Genomic DNA, 15,678 nt, shown 5'->3' on the forward strand with positions numbered 1-15,678 from the left:
CGTGATTTGCATCACGTAATAGTTACTGTGACAGGCAGTTTTTTTGCTCAAGCCACTTCTTGCGTTGAGCAGAGTCCTTAAATGTCCAGGCGATAAAGCGGCTCTTCTTCTGTCCTTGGCTCATCTCTTCGATGTGAACTTCAGTTGCCCCGGCTTTTTCAAGGTTTTTACGCATCCAACGCACGTTCTCTTTCTTAGATACTAAAGTTGAAAACCAAAGGACTTGCTCGGCAAAGACTTTGCTTTCAAAAGCCATATTTTTAATGAATGCAGCTTCTCCGCCGGGACACCAAAGCTCCGCTTTTTGACCGCCGAAGTTCAATTTCGCTTGTTTTCCTTTCATGTCTTGAACCGCACTTTGTCCTTTTTTCTTTTTGTTGGCGTTTAGGTTTTTGAGCTTACGGTCAGTGCCCTGCTGCGCTTCTTGAAGAGATTTATGAAAAGGAGGGTTACAAGTAGTGATGTGGTAGTACTCGCCTGGCTTGATGATGTTTTTAAACAGGTAGCGGCTTTCACTTTGTAAACGGCATTCAATTTTGTTTTTTAGAACCGGGTTTCCTTTGGCAATAGTATTCGCAGTTTTTACCGATATAGGATCAATATCACTACCGATGTAATTCCAGCCGTAATCAACTGCACCAACAATGGGATAAATACAGTTCGCGCCAACACCGATATCTAACGCATTGACCTTTTTATGAGCCAGTTTACTGGATTCGTTTTCCAACAGAGAGGCAACACGATGGACATAGTCGGCACGTCCAGGTATAGGTGGGCAAAGGTAACCTCTAGGTATATCCCACTCTTTAATCATATAGTGGTGTGCAAGCAGGGCTTTATTGAGCATCTTCACAGACTCAGGATCAGAAAAGTTAATGCTCTTCTCGCCCTTTGGATTTTTAATGATGTGTTTTTTTAACTCGGGTAACGAAGTCACTAAGGCATCAAAGTTGTATCGTCCACGATGCTTATTACTTTTGTGCAATCCAACCGGTGTTTTCTTCGTAACTACCTTGGTTTGAGATTTGCTATTAGGCTTGTTTTGTGAAGTTGTCTGTGAACGATTCATAGATAGATAATGGGGCTAAAAAAGTGTTCTTGAGAGTGATTTGGAGGAGGAGTCTAGCAGATTTACAGAAAGAAAGGAGGCTTAGTTCGCCTCCTTGTCGTGTGTGAATAGGGTTAATTAGTTTGAAGATACTGAAGCGACGATCTTGCCTACCGTTTTTTGTTCTCTCATCGCTTTAAGCGCGTCACCAACCTGTTCCAGTTTAATGACTTCTAACTGAGGTATGGTGATTTTTCCTTTTTCTATCAGTTCAGATACCTTTGTTCCTGCAATGGTGATAGAGGATAAGCCTTTCTGACCGTTTACGTGTCCGGAACCTAAGCTTAGCTGGTGGAAGCTTAAGCCTTTAAGAAATGCATCCGGATAGTTGGTTGGGTTCACTGTTGATACCAGTTCTACCATCTCACCTTCAAAACCTAATACAGAAGCACAAATAACATCGTTCTCGCCACCCACGCAATCAAGAGAAACTTCTACACCCTGACCGTCAGTAATTTCTAGCACTTTGTTGATTACATCTTCGTTCCGGTAATCAATAACGTGTGTGGCGCCAAGGCCTGTTACATATTCATGTTTGGCCGCAGAACTAGTAGTGATGATGGTTTTTACACCGGCGATTTTGGCCATTTGAATTGCAAAGCTGCCAACGCCACCTGCGCCACCTGCGATAAAGATAGAATCACGCTTCTCTATAGACAGTTTTCCAAATAGAGCCCGGTAAGCCGTCCAGGCTGCACAAGGTGTTGCAGCAGCAATTACTGCGCTCACATTTGGCTGCGCGGTGAGTGTTCTGGCATCTTGAATCGCGTATTCAGCAAAACCACCGTGTGCTCTGCGCATATTGCCGTGGTAAAGCACCTTGTCACCTACCTTCCACTGGGAAACCTTACCACCTACTGCGACAATCTCACCTGTGACATCAAGGCCACCAACGAAATTATCATCCATATTGCTAACCATTCCGGTCCAAAAGTTAACTTTGGCATCGACTGGATTTAGACCAACCGCATTTACTTTCACCAGTACGTCGAATTCGGTTTCCAGTTCTGGAACGGGCAATTCTGCATATGTGAAGGTGTCTGACGCTTTCTGGTATGTGATTGCTTTCATTTTTATTTTCCTAACATTTATACGACAGAGCTAAAAGCTTTCTGGTTTCATGTGAATGGCTGAATATTACATTGTCTATGGTGAAAACAAAAATTATCAATTATTCTAAAGATAATAATTTTTAGTTATCAATTGCGATTATGTTAAACCCAAACTGGCTAACCACTTTCAGGACTCTAATCGAAACGGGTCACTTTACAAAGACTGCAGAGAAGCTGTTTATGACTCAGCCGGGAGTGAGTCAGCATATCCGTAAGCTGGAGCAGGCATGTGGTCATGACTTAATCCGGCGCGATAAAAAGAGCTTTGAAATAACCGAGCAGGGGAGATTGGTGTATGAATATGCCAGTCAACTTGAACAGGCGGAAGCAGATTTACTCGAGAATTTAAACTTTGACGATCCTCATTCTGGTCATTGCAGGCTTTCCTGCTCGGGTTCGTTAGCACTACTGCTATACTCTGGCTTATTGGAGTTGCAGTGTGAGCATTTAGGATTAGTTGTGCACTTAGAAGCTGCCCCTAATAAGAAGATTCTTAATGAAATCATAGATGGTGATATCGACTTAGGGATTGTGACGCATGTTCCTAATCCGAGCCTCTTCGATATCGAAAAAATAGGAAGTGAGGTGCTTTGTCTCGTGTATCCATCTAACAAAAATATTGGAGAGGATATATCTGAGTCATTAGTTAATATGGGGCTGATAAGGCACCCGGATGTTATGCACTACTTATCGCTATATGCTGCCCAGTGTGGAGTGGAGGGCATCAAAGCGATGGAGCTAGATGATGTGCCTGCCTCTGGTTATGTGAATCAGCTTAATCAAATATTGCTTCCTGTATCCAAAGGATTAGGGTTTACGGTATTACCCCAAAGTGCGATTGAGAAGTTTGAGCACAATGAAAAGCTAAAGGTGTACCAGCCAAATCGTGAAGTGAGTGAGACGTTGTATCTGGTTAGGAAGCGCAACCGGGAGTTACCAGCACGCTTTGCAACGATAATTCAGAAGTTAAAAGCAATATTGTGTTAAAACGGTAACGCATAATAAAATTTATTACTTGATACACGCCTTGGCCGCATGGATCAACTGATTGAATATCAATAAGCTTTATTCTCATCAAGTAGCCAAATCAAATATATATTCTTGACACAACATCTGCCTTAATAGATATTTACAGTGTTTTGCAGAATTTAAGAGTTTGTGATGCGACAAAAAATGCGCACAATTTGGGTAACAGTACTGACGTTAGTGGCTATCATGCTCTCTAACGTGGTAAATAGTGCTCCTCTTATGCCTTTGCAAATGCTCGCAGGCTCTCAAATGAGCATGTCAACGAACATTGGTGATTCACACTGCACCTCCTCCCATGAAAGTGTCTCTAATGAACAGCAAGAGTGTTGTGATGGAGACAGTATGACCTCCGAACATCAATGTTGTTACAGCAGTTGCGTCACCAGCTATTCAGTTATCACCACACCAAACTATGAGTTGTCGCAAACCTCAGATCTCGTTCTTATCTCAAAAGATCCAATAAGTCGCGTCAGTTCTATCGCCAGCGCTCTATTTCGGCCACCCATCGCTTAAATTCCATCGGATGACCTAAGGTCATCATTTTCGTTTCACGCGGTTTTTCCGTGTGCCTTGTTCTATTTGCAAACTATTGGTTTCGGCTAACTGTTTGCATCAGTAAACGATTGGAATTAAAAGTGAAAATTAAACCAGTTGCGTTAGCACTTGTATTGAATGCGGTGTTGACACCTTCCTATGCCAGTGAAGGTCAATTTACTTTAAATAACATTATTGAGCTCGCGGTTGCCCGTGATCAGGGACTCATTCAGCTCAACTCACAAGCCCTTTCACTCAAGGAAACCGGTGTTGCCAGCGCAACCTTGATGGACCCGAAGGTAAAGTTTGGTGTAGGTGGCCTACCTGTCGACAGTTTTAAGTTCGATGAAGATGCCATGACCAACATTTCTGTTGGTCTGTCTCAGCAGTTCAGCCGTGGCGCGACACTCGATTTATCCAAAAAACAATATGAACAGCAAGCTCAGGTTATCAGTTATCAGGCGGAGCTGCGAAAGCTTGATATCGCTAGAGGCATTACTCAGCTGTGGATAGAGCTTAAATACTTGATTCGAGCAAAAGAGCTTACTGAAGAAATACGTGGACTCATGCTGGAAATGAGCCAGTTCATAGAGACCAACTACTCCCTCGGCAAAAGTGAAACGCAAGACTTGCTTTATGCAGAGCTTCAGGTCAGTCAACTCGACGAGAAGCTCCAGAAAAATCGGCAAATGCAGCAGCGTATTCGTGCTCAACTCTCTGAGTGGGTAGAACCAAAATACGTTCAAGAAGCTAAGCTAGATGCCTCTCTTGAAAGCCACTGGCAGTCATTGCTCGATATCGACAAGGTGACTGACTCTAACTCGACGGAGTATTTTGATTTGCTTGTCTCTCACCCAAGAGTTAAAGCCGCAGAACAAAATATACAAAGTAAGGAAACTCAAGTGTCTATCGCTGAGCAATCTTACACTCCTCAATTCGGTGTTGAAGTGGCGTATGCCTACAGACAGGCGAATGGAATGGATGGTCAGCCAGCATCGGATTTAGTCAGCGCTTATCTGACCATGGATATTCCCCTGTTCACCAATAAAAAACAAGACCGAAAATACGCAGCGGCTCAACATCAGGTTGGCGCAGCTAAGTCTCAAAAAGATCTCCTTCTGGTTCAGATGAATGCCAGAGTCAATACCCTGATTTCCGATAAACATAATCTGGAAGAGCGTATTCAGCGCTACCAAAAAGTACTTGTCAAACAAGCGAAAGAGCGCACTCAGGCAACCGAACGTGGATATGAAAACAATACAGCTCCGTTTGGTGAACTCATAACCGCAGCCAGAGATGAGCTCATGATCGCCAAAGAACAGGCGCGGCTAATGGCCGATCTGAATAGCACCCAAAATGAACTTGCCTATGTTCTTAACCAATATGACCAGAATATCATCGAACTAAGCGCAGCTTATGAGCTTGAGGAGAACAATTAATGAAATCACTACCTGTAGCCACACTGGCACTGCTTATCGGTGGCGTTTTAGGTTTTGCCGGAAATCAGTATTTGATGGGTGGACATGAGATGTCGTCAGGCTTTATGTCCGAGTCAGGAGAAAAAGAACCACTTTATTGGGTTGCACCAATGGATCCTAACTATCGCAGAGATGCTCCGGGCAAATCTCCGATGGGGATGGACCTAATCCCGGTTTATGAAGAAGAGTCCGGAGGCAGTGCAAAGAAAGGCACAGTTAAGATTGACCCGGCAGTAGAAAATAACCTTGGGGTTAAAACCGCCAGCGCCTCTTTCAATAAATTGGCACCGCAGATTGATACCGTGGGATACATCAATTTTGATGAAAGTCGTTTGTGGCAAACCAACAGCCGGGTGAGTGGTTGGGTGGAAACACTGAATGTAGATGCGGTTGGAGAGAAGGTATCTAAAGGTGATGTGCTTTTTACCCTCTACTCCCCTGAGCTGGTGAAAGCGCAGGAAGAATTGCTCAACGCCTACCGCTCTGGCCGCAAAGGGCTGGTTAATGGGGCAAGAGAGCGCCTGATTGCTCTGGGGCTGGATAAAAGCCAGATTAACCAAATTGCAAAACGAGGGCGAGCAAGCCAGAACGTTGCCATAAAAGCCCCGACTGATGGGGTGATTGCTCAGCTGAATATTCGTGAAGGGGGCTATATTTCCCCGGCTCAAACAGTTATCAGTGCGGGGCCCCTCGATGAAGTGTGGATAGATGTCGAAGTGTTTGAACGTCAGTCTCACTGGGTCGATGTGGGCAGCAATGCCACTATGACTTTGAGCGCCTTTCCGGGGCGCAGTTGGCAAGGGAAAGTTGATTTTATTTATCCCATTCTGGATGCAAAAACACGAACCCTGCGAGTGCGTTTAAAGTTTGCAAACGAAGATGAAGCCCTTAAGCCAAACATGTTCGCCAACGTGGTACTTCAGACAGAATCTGAAGCACCAGTACTGACTATCCCAAGAGAATCGGTCATTCGCTCTGGAGGCATGACCCGAGTTGTATTGTCTGAGGGCGAGGGTAAATATCGCTCTGCACGAATTGAAGTGGGCAGAGAAGCGGGAGAAGTTATTGAGGTGCTGGCCGGACTCACTGAAGACGATCAGGTCGTGACCTCTGCTCAGTTTATGCTCGACTCTGAATCCAGTCAGAGCGCAGATCTTGCCCGAATCAATGGGGTGGAAGCCGATAATCCGAGTGTCTGGGTCAAGGGGCAGGTCACCGACATGATGGCCGGACATCGCATGGCGACGATTAATCACCAACCTGTGGAAGAGTGGCAGTGGCCGGGTATGGTCATGAACTTTACCTTTGCAGAAGGGTTGGATATCGAAACCGTTCAATCAGGTCAGTCTATCGAATTTGAAATCCAGAAAACTGACTCTGGTCAATATGAAATTCTGGACTTTACCGTCGATGATTCTGTTGTTGCTAACGAGCTATGGGTCACTGGTGAGATAAGCATGCTCATGGCAGACTTTGGTATGTTGACCGTCAATCACGAGCCAGTCGCAGAATGGAACTGGGATGCGGGAGAGATGAATTTCTCGGTAGATGAGGCCGTTGATTTGTCCCCCTTTTCCGAAGGGCAACAGGTTCGTTTTCTAATCAACAAATCAGGTAATGAACCCAAATTGATCGCGCTTGAGCCGGCAGGAGGTAAACAATGATCCCTGCCATTATCAGATGGTCTCTGAACAATCGATTTATTGTTTTGGTGTTTACGTTGTTTTTAGTATTTGCCGGGTTGTTTAGTGTTAAGAACACGCCCGTTGATGCACTGCCGGATCTTTCGGATGTTCAGGTCATCATCAAGACAAGTTATCCGGGACAAGCGCCACAAGTTGTTGAAGATCAAGTGACATACCCGCTAACGACAGCCATGCTGGCCGTACCGGGTGCAGAGACGGTTCGTGGTTACTCCTTCTTTGGAGATTCCTATGTTTACATCATCTTCAATGATGATACAGACATGTACTGGGCCCGCTCCAGAGTACTGGAGTATCTAAGCCAGGTTGCACCGAACCTTCCTGCCAATGCTAAACCGACACTGGGGCCAGATGCCACAGGTGTGGGCTGGGTATACAGCTATGTACTTCAGGACAAAACGGGGCAGCACGATTTGTCTGAGCTTCGTAGCTATCAAGACTGGTTTTTAAAATATGAACTGCAAACGGTCGATGGGGTATCTGAGGTGGCGACCGTTGGCGGCATGGTTAAGCAATACCAGATACAGATAGACCCTGCCAGATTGCGAGCTTACGACCTGACGCTACAGCAAGTTAATAACGCGATTAAGATGGGTAATCAAGAGACAGGTGCATCAGTAATCGAAGTCGCTGAAGCTGAACATATGGTGCGAACAACAGGTTACTTGTCCGGTATTGAAGATATCAAAGCACTCCCACTCAAGGTAACAGAGAAAGGTACACCACTGCTATTGGGCGATATTGCCGACATCAACTTGGGGCCACAGATGCGTCGAGGTATCTCCGAGTTTAATGGTGAAGGTGAAGCTGTCGGTGGTGTTATCGTGATGCGTTTTGGCGAAAATGCCAGTGAGGTTATCGCCAATGCAAAACAAAAGCTTTCTGAGCTCCAATCCAGCCTGCCTGAAGGGGTTGAGATTGTTGCTACTTATGACCGTTCAACACTTATCAATAAAGCGGTCGAAAACCTGTGGGAGAAGCTGGCGGAAGAGTTTATCGTGGTCGCCATTGTGTGTGCGCTCTTCCTGTTCCATATCCGCTCGTCATTGGTCATTGCACTCAGCTTGCCAGTGGGTATTCTGTCTGCCTTTATCGTCATGCATTGGCAGGGCATCAACGCCAACATCATGTCACTCGGTGGTATCGCTATCGCCATTGGCGCCATGGTTGACGGGGCTATCGTGATGATAGAAAACGTGCATAAGCATATTGAACGAACCCCGCTAACAGACAAAAACCGATGGCAGGTAATTGGTAAAGCAGCTGAAGAAGTGGGGGCTCCGCTGTTCTTCTCGTTGCTTATCATTACGCTGAGCTTTGTCCCGGTATTCGCGCTCGAAGGGCAAGAAGGCAAAATGTTCTCGCCACTGGCATTTACCAAGACCTATGCCATGGTCGCTGCCGCTGGCTTATCTATCACTCTGGTGCCCGTATTGATGGGGTATCTGGTTCGGGGAAAAATTCTACCTGAGCACAAGAACCCGGTTAACCGACTTCTTATCGCTTTGTACAAACCTGTGCTCAATGTCAGTCTCAAGTACCCCAAGAGCATGGTACTTATCGCGCTTACCCTGATGTCATCTGCGTACGTCCCTATCACTAAGATGGGTAGTGAGTTTATCCCTCCTCTGGACGAGGGAGATCTGATGTACATGCCAACAACCTATCCAGGCATCTCCATCGGTAAGGCTCGTGAGCTCTTGCAGCAGACCAACAAGCTTATTAAAACCGTACCTGAAGTGACGACAGTTTGGGGCAAAGTTGGACGGGCAGAAAGTGCGACAGACCCGGCTCCGTTGACCATGATTGAGACGGTTATTCAGCTAAAACCGAAAGAGGAGTGGCGTGAGGGCGTCACAACTGATTCTCTACGACAGGAGTTTGACAGCCTCATCCAGTTCCCAGGTTTAACCAATGCCTGGGTAATGCCGATCAAAACTCGTATCGATATGTTGTCTACGGGTATCAAAACACCTATCGGGATAAAAATCGCGGGTCCTGACCTGAAAGTTATTGAAGACATTGGTGCGGAGCTCGAACCGATTCTCAATAACATTGAAGGCACAGCTTCAGTCTATGCTGAGCGCGTCGCCGGTGGCCGATATGTGACCATTGATATCAAACGCAGACAGGCCGCCCGTTATGGCCTGAGTATCAATCAAATCCAACAAGTTATCTCAACCGCGATAGGTGGTATGAACGTAGGCGAAACAACCGAAGGTCTGGAGCGTTATCCGATTAATGTTCGCTACCCTCAGGTATACCGAGATTCAATTGAGAAGCTGCAAAGCCTTCCACTAGTGACACCAAACGGTGCACGCATCGCGCTCGCGGATGTGGCAGATGTCCGTTTTGAAGATGGCCCACCCATGATTAAAACCGAAAATGCACGTCCTAACGGGTGGGTGTTTGTCGATATTGCCGAGCGGGATCTTGGTTCATACGTCGCTGAAGCAAGGCAAGCGGTATCAGAGCAGCTGTCTTTGCCAGCCGGTTATTCCCTTGCTTGGTCTGGGCAATATGAATATATGGAGCGAGCAAAAGCGCGGCTTAGCATCGTCACACCAGTGACTATCGCCATCATCATGTTGCTTTTGTATTTCAGCTTCAGACGCGTTGGCGAAGTCATGATCATCATGCTCACTTTACCTCTGGCGATGGTGGGCGGACTCTGGTTGATGCACTACCTGAACTACAACTTCTCTATAGCGGTCGGAGTGGGCTTTATCGCTCTGTCTGGTGTGGCGGTAGAGATAGGCGTCATCATGCTGGTTTATCTCAATCAGGCATGGCATCACCGAAAACTTAATTTGATGGAAGACAAACAGCCTTTGACTTCAGAAGACTTAAAAGAGTCGATTATCGAAGGGGCTGGTTTGCGCGTTCGTCCCATCATGATGACAGTTCTTACGGTCATTATCGGTTTAATCCCAATTATGCAGGGCTCCGGAACGGGCTCTGAAGTGATGCAACGTATCGCAGCACCCATGATTGGGGGAATGGCTTCGGCCATTGTACTCACCCTGCTGGTTCTTCCAGCCATCTTCAAGCTCTGGAAACAGCGCGAAGTTAACAAGCACTCTAATTAACAATATGAACGGACAGCATGCGCCTGATCGCAGGCGCTAAATTAACGAATACAAAACTGAGGTTTATTATGAAAAAGACACTAATCACTCTGGCACTAGTAGCACTTTCTGGCACTGCAATTGCGGATGAAAAACACAACCATTCCGAAATGAACAATATGAAAATGGACCACTCTGGGATGTCGATGGAAGGCATGTCTGATGTGGGTATGCCTGCGATGGGAGCGAAACCAGATAAGGTGGTTCATGTCCTTTTGTCCGATGACATGAAAATCCGTTTTAAAAAAGAGGTAAAAATCGAATCTAATGATGTGGTTCAGTTTGTAGTGATGAACACCGGGAAAATTGACCATGAGTTCTCAATCGGCAGTGCTGCTGAGCAATTAAAGCATCGTGAGATGATGAAAACCATGGGTAATCATGAGCACGACAGCGGTAGCGCTGTAACGGTTAAACCGGGTAAAGCGAAACAACTGCTGTGGCACTTTCATGGTGACAAAAATGTAGAGTTCTCATGCAACATACCTGGACATGCGGAAGCTGGAATGGTTAAGAGCGTAACGCTTTAGATTTAGCGCTTTAAAAATAATATTGCTATCTAAGCTTTGAGCCACGATGTATTCGAATGACAACGTGGCTCAGTATTTAAAAATCTCAATAATGGTTCATAGGTTTTGTTTAATGTTATCCAGTTCCTCAAGGGTAATTTCACCTTTGGCATAACGTTTTTTAGCAATATCCAAAGGGGTTTCTTGTTGTACTTGCGAAGCACCTTTCGGAGAAAATATCACCCAAAGAACAAATCCAATAATCACGATCCATAACAGCATCATAGGCATATGTCCTATACCAAACCCGAAGTCATAGTATCCATGCATAATAACCTCACAAACTACTCTGATACAGGTTCTTGTCCATTGTTAAATCGATTGCCACGGCATCCAAAACCACGTTTCTGGTTTGCAAAGTCATCACCGTGCATTTGGCTCATCCATTCTCTCATAGCTTCTGGATCGTCATGCATACTTTGCATCCAGGCTCGCATAGCCTCAGGATCTTTTCGTAGTTCAAGCATTGCCTGATATTGAGGGCTTTCTGTATTCATCATTGCATGCATAAATCCAGGTCCGCCTTTTCCTCCACCCATGTGTGCAAATACGCTGACAGAAATAGCAAGAGAGGTAGCTGCTGCTAGTATTTTGGTTAATGTTTTCATGATTCATCCCTCAGTTGTCTTCTTCACTTTTATTACAGCAATTTTTACATTCGAATGTGTGTCGCAAATCCATTTGTTTCTGACAAATGATGGCAAAGCCTCAGATTGACACACTTTGTCACACATTCGCTAACAAACTGGTTATATTGAATAATGTATAGAGAATATTGAGGATTCTTAATGGATCAGACATATAGGATCTTGGTAGTTGATGATCACGCTGAGATTAGAGAATTACTAAAACGCTTTTTGACGCCTCATGGCTTTCATGTTGTCACAGCTGAAGATGGTGACAGCATGGAAAGAGCCATGCGTCAGCAGTCGTTTGATCTCATCATCCTCGATCTAATGTTACCAGGGAAAGATGGTGTGACGTTGTGCCGGGAAGTTCGCATGACATCAAATATCCCTATCATTATGCTGACAGCTCTGGGAGAAGAGATCGACCGAATTATTGGTCTTGAAGTCGGGGCGGATGATTATCTTGCTAAGCCTTTTAATCCAAGGGAGTTGCTCGCCCGCATTAAGTCTGTGTTAAGGCGACATTTCTCTATCCCAGGTGTCAGTGAACAAGCCTCTACCACAAACTCAAATTACAGTTTTGCTGGATGGAAACTAAATACAACCACAAGAGAGTTATTTGATGGTAGTGGCGTCTTAGTCTCTTTAACATCGACGGAATTTGAGTTGCTCGTTGCTTTTTTAACTCATCCTAATGTTGTGCTGTCTAGAGAGGACTTGTTGAAACTGGTTCAAGGCAGAGGTGCCGATGTTTACGACAGAGCAATTGATACATTAATTAGCAGGCTAAGACGCAAAATCGAGGTAAACCCCAAAGAACCAAAACTCATCAAGACAATTTGGGGAGGTGGTTATCAGCTTAGTTGTGAGGTAAATCATGATTAAGTGGGTTCGCAGCCTTAGTCTGATACATCAAATTGGAGCTGTTGTTTTACTTGGCTTTGTCATCAGTTTTTATCTCTCGCTTAATTTGCTCTCTTCTGAGAGTACAAGAACACTAAACCTGCTCTCCTCGTCTTCTGCTGTGCAAAGAGTGACGACAATGATTGAGCTATTAGGTCAAACACCTGAGTCTCTTCATCCCACAGTTTTAGAAGCAAGTAGTAGCTACGACTTAACGCTGTCTATTACAACGCAGCCTCATATAAAAGAAACTAAAAACCTTTCGAAAGCAACCAATCAGCTCATCGCTAAGTTTAAAGCCAAAGAAATAGACAATGTAAACCTATTGCTCGTTGAACGAGCACGCCCTCTTACGGATATGCATGATATGCGCAATGCGATGATGTCGGGGATATCTATGCAGGAAAGACGGGCGCTTCGAATGGGATATCTTGCCACTATTGATGGTTCAGTTCAGTTGCAAAATGGTAAGTGGCTGAACTTCTCATCAGGTATTCGAGAAGACGTCACTCACTGGTCCACTTCTGTTGTTTTTGCTTTATGCATGGTGATGTTAGTAACCATTACTCTTGCCATATCAATCATTCATCGTGCTCTAAAACCTATTCAAACGCTGCGTGAAGCCGCATCTGATTTTGCTATTAGTCGCAAGGTAACGTCGATTGAAGCCGATGGTCCAAAAGACCTAGTCCCAACCATAGAAGCATTCAATAAAATGCAGGTCGATATTTCTGATTTCATTCAAGAGCGTACACGACTGATTGCGGCCATCTCTCATGATTTGAGAACACCTTTAACCAGCCTAAGGCTTCGGCTGGAGTTTGCAGAAGAAAGTAACGATAAAGAGCAGATGCTCAACTCAGTTTCCATTATGGAAAAAATGCTGAAAGCAACAATGAGCTTTGCTAAAAACGACAGTGATATTGAAGAAAGGCAACAAACCAATATCGATAGCTTATTACAGACCATCGTAGACGAATACAGTGATAGGTCAGTAGTAGTCAAGTATCAAAGTACAGGCTGCATAGCAGAAAACATTCCCCCCATTACTGTTAGAAGAATGATTGAAAACCTGGTAAACAATGCGGTTCAGTATGGGGGGAATATTGCGAGATTTCATTAAGTGCAACCAAGCATACAAACGATATCGAGTTTACTGTTTCGGATACGGGTGTCGGTATTGATAGCACAAAACTAGACGAGGTAATCAAACCCTTTATCCGCCTGGATTCGGCAAGAAGCACAGATAGCTCCAATGTTGGCTTGGGCCTTTCAATCACAAAGGCGTTGGCCAACAATTATGGAGGTAACTTACAGTTAAGTAACAATAAACCTCATGGTTTGACGTGTACATTTACGATTGCCATTTACTAATACATCTACGGATTTTACAAGTACGACGTGTTGTATAAGCCTGCATTGATTTTGATCATCTTATTGACACATATACATAAAATATATTTTGTGATCTATTTAAAACCTCTTCTATTTACTCCAGCAATGCGCGAGATTAATAGCTAAATAAGGCGTATATTAGCAAATAGTACTTTAGAGTTATATATAACACGTATAACTAAAAAAGCGTGAGCTTAATTACATGGAGAGGTACCCACGATGAAAAAGCTATTGCTAGGCCTAATGGTTGCGATGATGTCTTTTGGTGCGTTTGCTGACGCAGCAAAGGGACAAAAGTACTACCTCAAGTACCTGAGACCATATTTTGAATACAACGGGCAAGAATTTGCTTCCCAACACCTTAAAGTGGAATGGAAGCGTTACTTTAAAAAGGACGCGAAGAAATTCATTAAAACCTATAGCAAAAAGCACCCGGAAGCTTCGGATTATCTGGCAAGCGAGGATTTCCAAAAAATCGCCCCTCATATAAAAGATTTTGCGATTAAATATGCAGCAGATAGCGGAGAGTTAGCAAGCTGTAACTAACAGAATGTAAATGATTTTATAAATAACGCTGACTTAAAGACACATTAGATCTCCTTCATGTGGGATTGCTCAGGGGCTTCTGCGTGCCTGAAAAAGTCAGGCAACAAAATAGCGAGAAAAATTATGAGCAAACTATTACCTATTTCAGCAGCAGTGATGATGGCTTTAGCGGCAAACGCTCAAGCAAATGATGATTTACAAGAACAGATAGACGAGTTGAAATCCCAAATCCGGGAACTAAAAATTGATAGTGCAGGCCAGAATCTGAAATTCGGTGTGGATTACCGGGTTACCATGGATTCCATTGAATACAAAATGGCAGATGGCTCTAAGGCAAAAAACAATGATTTACTGATAAATCGCCTATGGATCAACATGGGGTATAACTACAACGAAAACCTCACTTTTGTGGGACAGCTAGCTTATAACAAAGCATTTGGTGAATCCTGGAGTGAGGATGGGTACGCTGATTTTGATTGGGTAGTTAACGAAAACCCGACCAACGACAACTCATTAAAGGTTCGTCAGGCATATTTTCTCTATACAGGGCAAGAGTTTATCGGTATTGATGACATGGGGTGGTCATTTAGTTTAGGGCGAAGACCATCAACGGATGGCTTTTTGGTTAACAACCGTGAAGGGTTCGACGAAGCTCAGTCTCCTTTAGGACATTCAATCAATGTTGAATTCGATGGCTTAAGTTTAAATACCAAGTGGGATGAATTAACGGGTATACCTGGTGCTGCGATTAAACTCTGTGCTGGACGAGGATTGAGTAATACAACAACCCGATTCACCGCAGCAGGAACAGACTATAGTGTCGATGAGTCCCAAACAGACGATATTGACTTTGTAGGCTTTATATTTACCCCATATAACGATGGTCAGTACGATCTTAAGGCCATGGTTTATACAGCAAATAATCTTATCGGGTACGACTCAACTGAAATAATGATGAATAACAACTATTCATTTTATGATTTCGGAGACCTAAACAACGCTACGGTTTCTCTTGAAGTTAACGGAATAGGCGAGTTTATCAATGATTTTCTTGATAACACCAGAGTATTTGCTTCTTACTCCGTATCACAAACCGATCCGGCCACAGGTATGGCGATGCTCGGCTCTACAGATAAAGAAACCGGATATTCATACTGGATAGGAGCAAATTTCCCAGGCTTTATGGAGGATGACTCGTTTGGGGTAGAGTATAATCATGGCTCGAAGTACTGGCGCTCGTTTACATACGGTGAAGACACTGTCATTGGCTCTAAACTCGCTGCTCGTGGTGATGCTTTTGAAGTCTATTACAACCTACCAATTGTTGATGACGTATGGGTAGCACAGATTCGTTATACACACATTAAGTACGATTACACTGGTAGCAACGGGTTCTTTGGAAGTGCTTCTGCACCAATGACAATGTCTGAGGCTCAGGGCTTTGGAATGAACCCTGTTAAAGAAGCGAATGATATTCGCCTACTTTTAAGATATAAATATTAAGATTTATAAAGTTACGACAATAACCAGCCGAGCGAGTCGGC

General features: G+C 44.3%; 15 protein-coding genes. 11 read left to right on the top strand and 4 right to left on the bottom strand.

Features of this window, described 5'->3' with window-relative positions; genetic code table 11:
- Positions 1 to 22: 22 nt before the first annotated feature.
- On the bottom strand, positions 23 to 1,069 hold the full coding sequence (gene rlmF / locus P7F88_RS02260) for a 23S rRNA (adenine(1618)-N(6))-methyltransferase RlmF (protein WP_277821729.1): 1,047 nt from the start codon (positions 1,067 to 1,069) through the stop codon (positions 23 to 25).
- Between the two features lie 117 nt (positions 1,070 to 1,186).
- On the bottom strand, positions 1,187 to 2,179 hold the full coding sequence (locus P7F88_RS02265; RefSeq protein WP_277821730.1) for a zinc-binding dehydrogenase: 993 nt from the start codon (positions 2,177 to 2,179) through the stop codon (positions 1,187 to 1,189).
- Positions 2,180 to 2,319: 140 nt separating this feature from the next.
- Between P7F88_RS02265 and P7F88_RS02270 the strand changes: the two genes are divergently transcribed.
- From P7F88_RS02270 to copI, 6 genes are all read left to right on the top strand, one after another.
- The gene (locus P7F88_RS02270) at positions 2,320 to 3,207 is read left to right on the top strand and encodes a LysR family transcriptional regulator (protein ID WP_277821731.1); all 888 of its coding nucleotides are present in this window, start codon (positions 2,320 to 2,322) and stop codon (positions 3,205 to 3,207) included.
- A gap of 174 nt (positions 3,208 to 3,381) precedes the next feature.
- Complete coding sequence (locus P7F88_RS02275; protein WP_277821732.1) at positions 3,382 to 3,762, top strand: hypothetical protein; 381 nt, start codon at positions 3,382 to 3,384, stop codon at positions 3,760 to 3,762.
- A gap of 128 nt (positions 3,763 to 3,890) precedes the next feature.
- Complete coding sequence (locus P7F88_RS02280; RefSeq protein ID WP_277824512.1) at positions 3,891 to 5,222, top strand: TolC family protein; 1,332 nt, start codon at positions 3,891 to 3,893, stop codon at positions 5,220 to 5,222.
- Positions 5,222 to 6,925, top strand: coding sequence for an efflux RND transporter periplasmic adaptor subunit (locus tag P7F88_RS02285; protein WP_277821733.1), 1,704 nt, complete (start codon positions 5,222 to 5,224; stop codon positions 6,923 to 6,925). Before P7F88_RS02280 ends, P7F88_RS02285 begins: the two co-directional genes overlap by 1 nt.
- Complete coding sequence (locus P7F88_RS02290; protein WP_277821734.1) at positions 6,922 to 10,053, top strand: efflux RND transporter permease subunit; 3,132 nt, start codon at positions 6,922 to 6,924, stop codon at positions 10,051 to 10,053. Before P7F88_RS02285 ends, P7F88_RS02290 begins: the two co-directional genes overlap by 4 nt.
- A gap of 68 nt (positions 10,054 to 10,121) precedes the next feature.
- Positions 10,122 to 10,622 (top strand): copper-resistant cuproprotein CopI, encoded by a 501-nt coding sequence (copI, locus tag P7F88_RS02295; protein ID WP_277821735.1) that lies wholly within the window; start codon positions 10,122 to 10,124, stop codon positions 10,620 to 10,622.
- 96 nt (positions 10,623 to 10,718) lie between these two features.
- Here copI and P7F88_RS02300 read toward each other — a convergent pair whose 3' ends face one another.
- Together P7F88_RS02300 and P7F88_RS02305 are read right to left on the bottom strand one after the other, a co-directional pair.
- Positions 10,719 to 10,931 (bottom strand): SHOCT domain-containing protein, encoded by a 213-nt coding sequence (locus P7F88_RS02300; RefSeq protein ID WP_277821736.1) that lies wholly within the window; start codon positions 10,929 to 10,931, stop codon positions 10,719 to 10,721.
- A 14-nt stretch (positions 10,932 to 10,945) separates the two neighbouring features.
- Positions 10,946 to 11,269, bottom strand: a complete 324-nt coding sequence (locus tag P7F88_RS02305) for a hypothetical protein (RefSeq protein WP_277821737.1) — start codon at positions 11,267 to 11,269, stop codon at positions 10,946 to 10,948.
- Between the two features lie 180 nt (positions 11,270 to 11,449).
- Between P7F88_RS02305 and P7F88_RS02310 the strand changes: the two genes are divergently transcribed.
- The 5 genes from P7F88_RS02310 to P7F88_RS02325 all read left to right on the top strand — a co-directional run bounded on the left by P7F88_RS02310 (position 11,450) and on the right by P7F88_RS02325 (position 15,637).
- The gene (locus P7F88_RS02310; protein ID WP_277821738.1) at positions 11,450 to 12,175 is read left to right on the top strand and encodes a response regulator; all 726 of its coding nucleotides are present in this window, start codon (positions 11,450 to 11,452) and stop codon (positions 12,173 to 12,175) included.
- Positions 12,168 to 13,316, top strand: a complete 1,149-nt coding sequence (locus tag P7F88_RS02315; protein ID WP_277821739.1) for a histidine kinase dimerization/phospho-acceptor domain-containing protein — start codon at positions 12,168 to 12,170, stop codon at positions 13,314 to 13,316. The genes P7F88_RS02310 and P7F88_RS02315 overlap by 8 nt, the downstream gene beginning before the upstream one ends.
- Positions 13,317 to 13,339: 23 nt before the next feature.
- Positions 13,340 to 13,567 carry a sensor histidine kinase gene (locus P7F88_RS25720; RefSeq protein WP_422127795.1) on the top strand — a complete coding sequence of 76 codons (228 nt, stop codon included), beginning with the start codon at positions 13,340 to 13,342 and terminating at the stop codon, positions 13,565 to 13,567.
- 240 nt (positions 13,568 to 13,807) lie between these two features.
- Complete coding sequence (locus P7F88_RS02320; protein WP_277821740.1) at positions 13,808 to 14,134, top strand: hypothetical protein; 327 nt, start codon at positions 13,808 to 13,810, stop codon at positions 14,132 to 14,134.
- A gap of 123 nt (positions 14,135 to 14,257) precedes the next feature.
- Positions 14,258 to 15,637 (top strand): DUF3373 family protein, encoded by a 1,380-nt coding sequence (locus P7F88_RS02325; RefSeq protein ID WP_277821741.1) that lies wholly within the window; start codon positions 14,258 to 14,260, stop codon positions 15,635 to 15,637.
- The last annotated feature ends 41 nt before the right edge of the window (positions 15,638 to 15,678 follow it).

The sequence above is a fragment of the Vibrio hannami genome (genome assembly GCF_029589055.1).
Classification (GTDB): domain Bacteria; phylum Pseudomonadota; class Gammaproteobacteria; order Enterobacterales; family Vibrionaceae; genus Vibrio; species Vibrio hannami.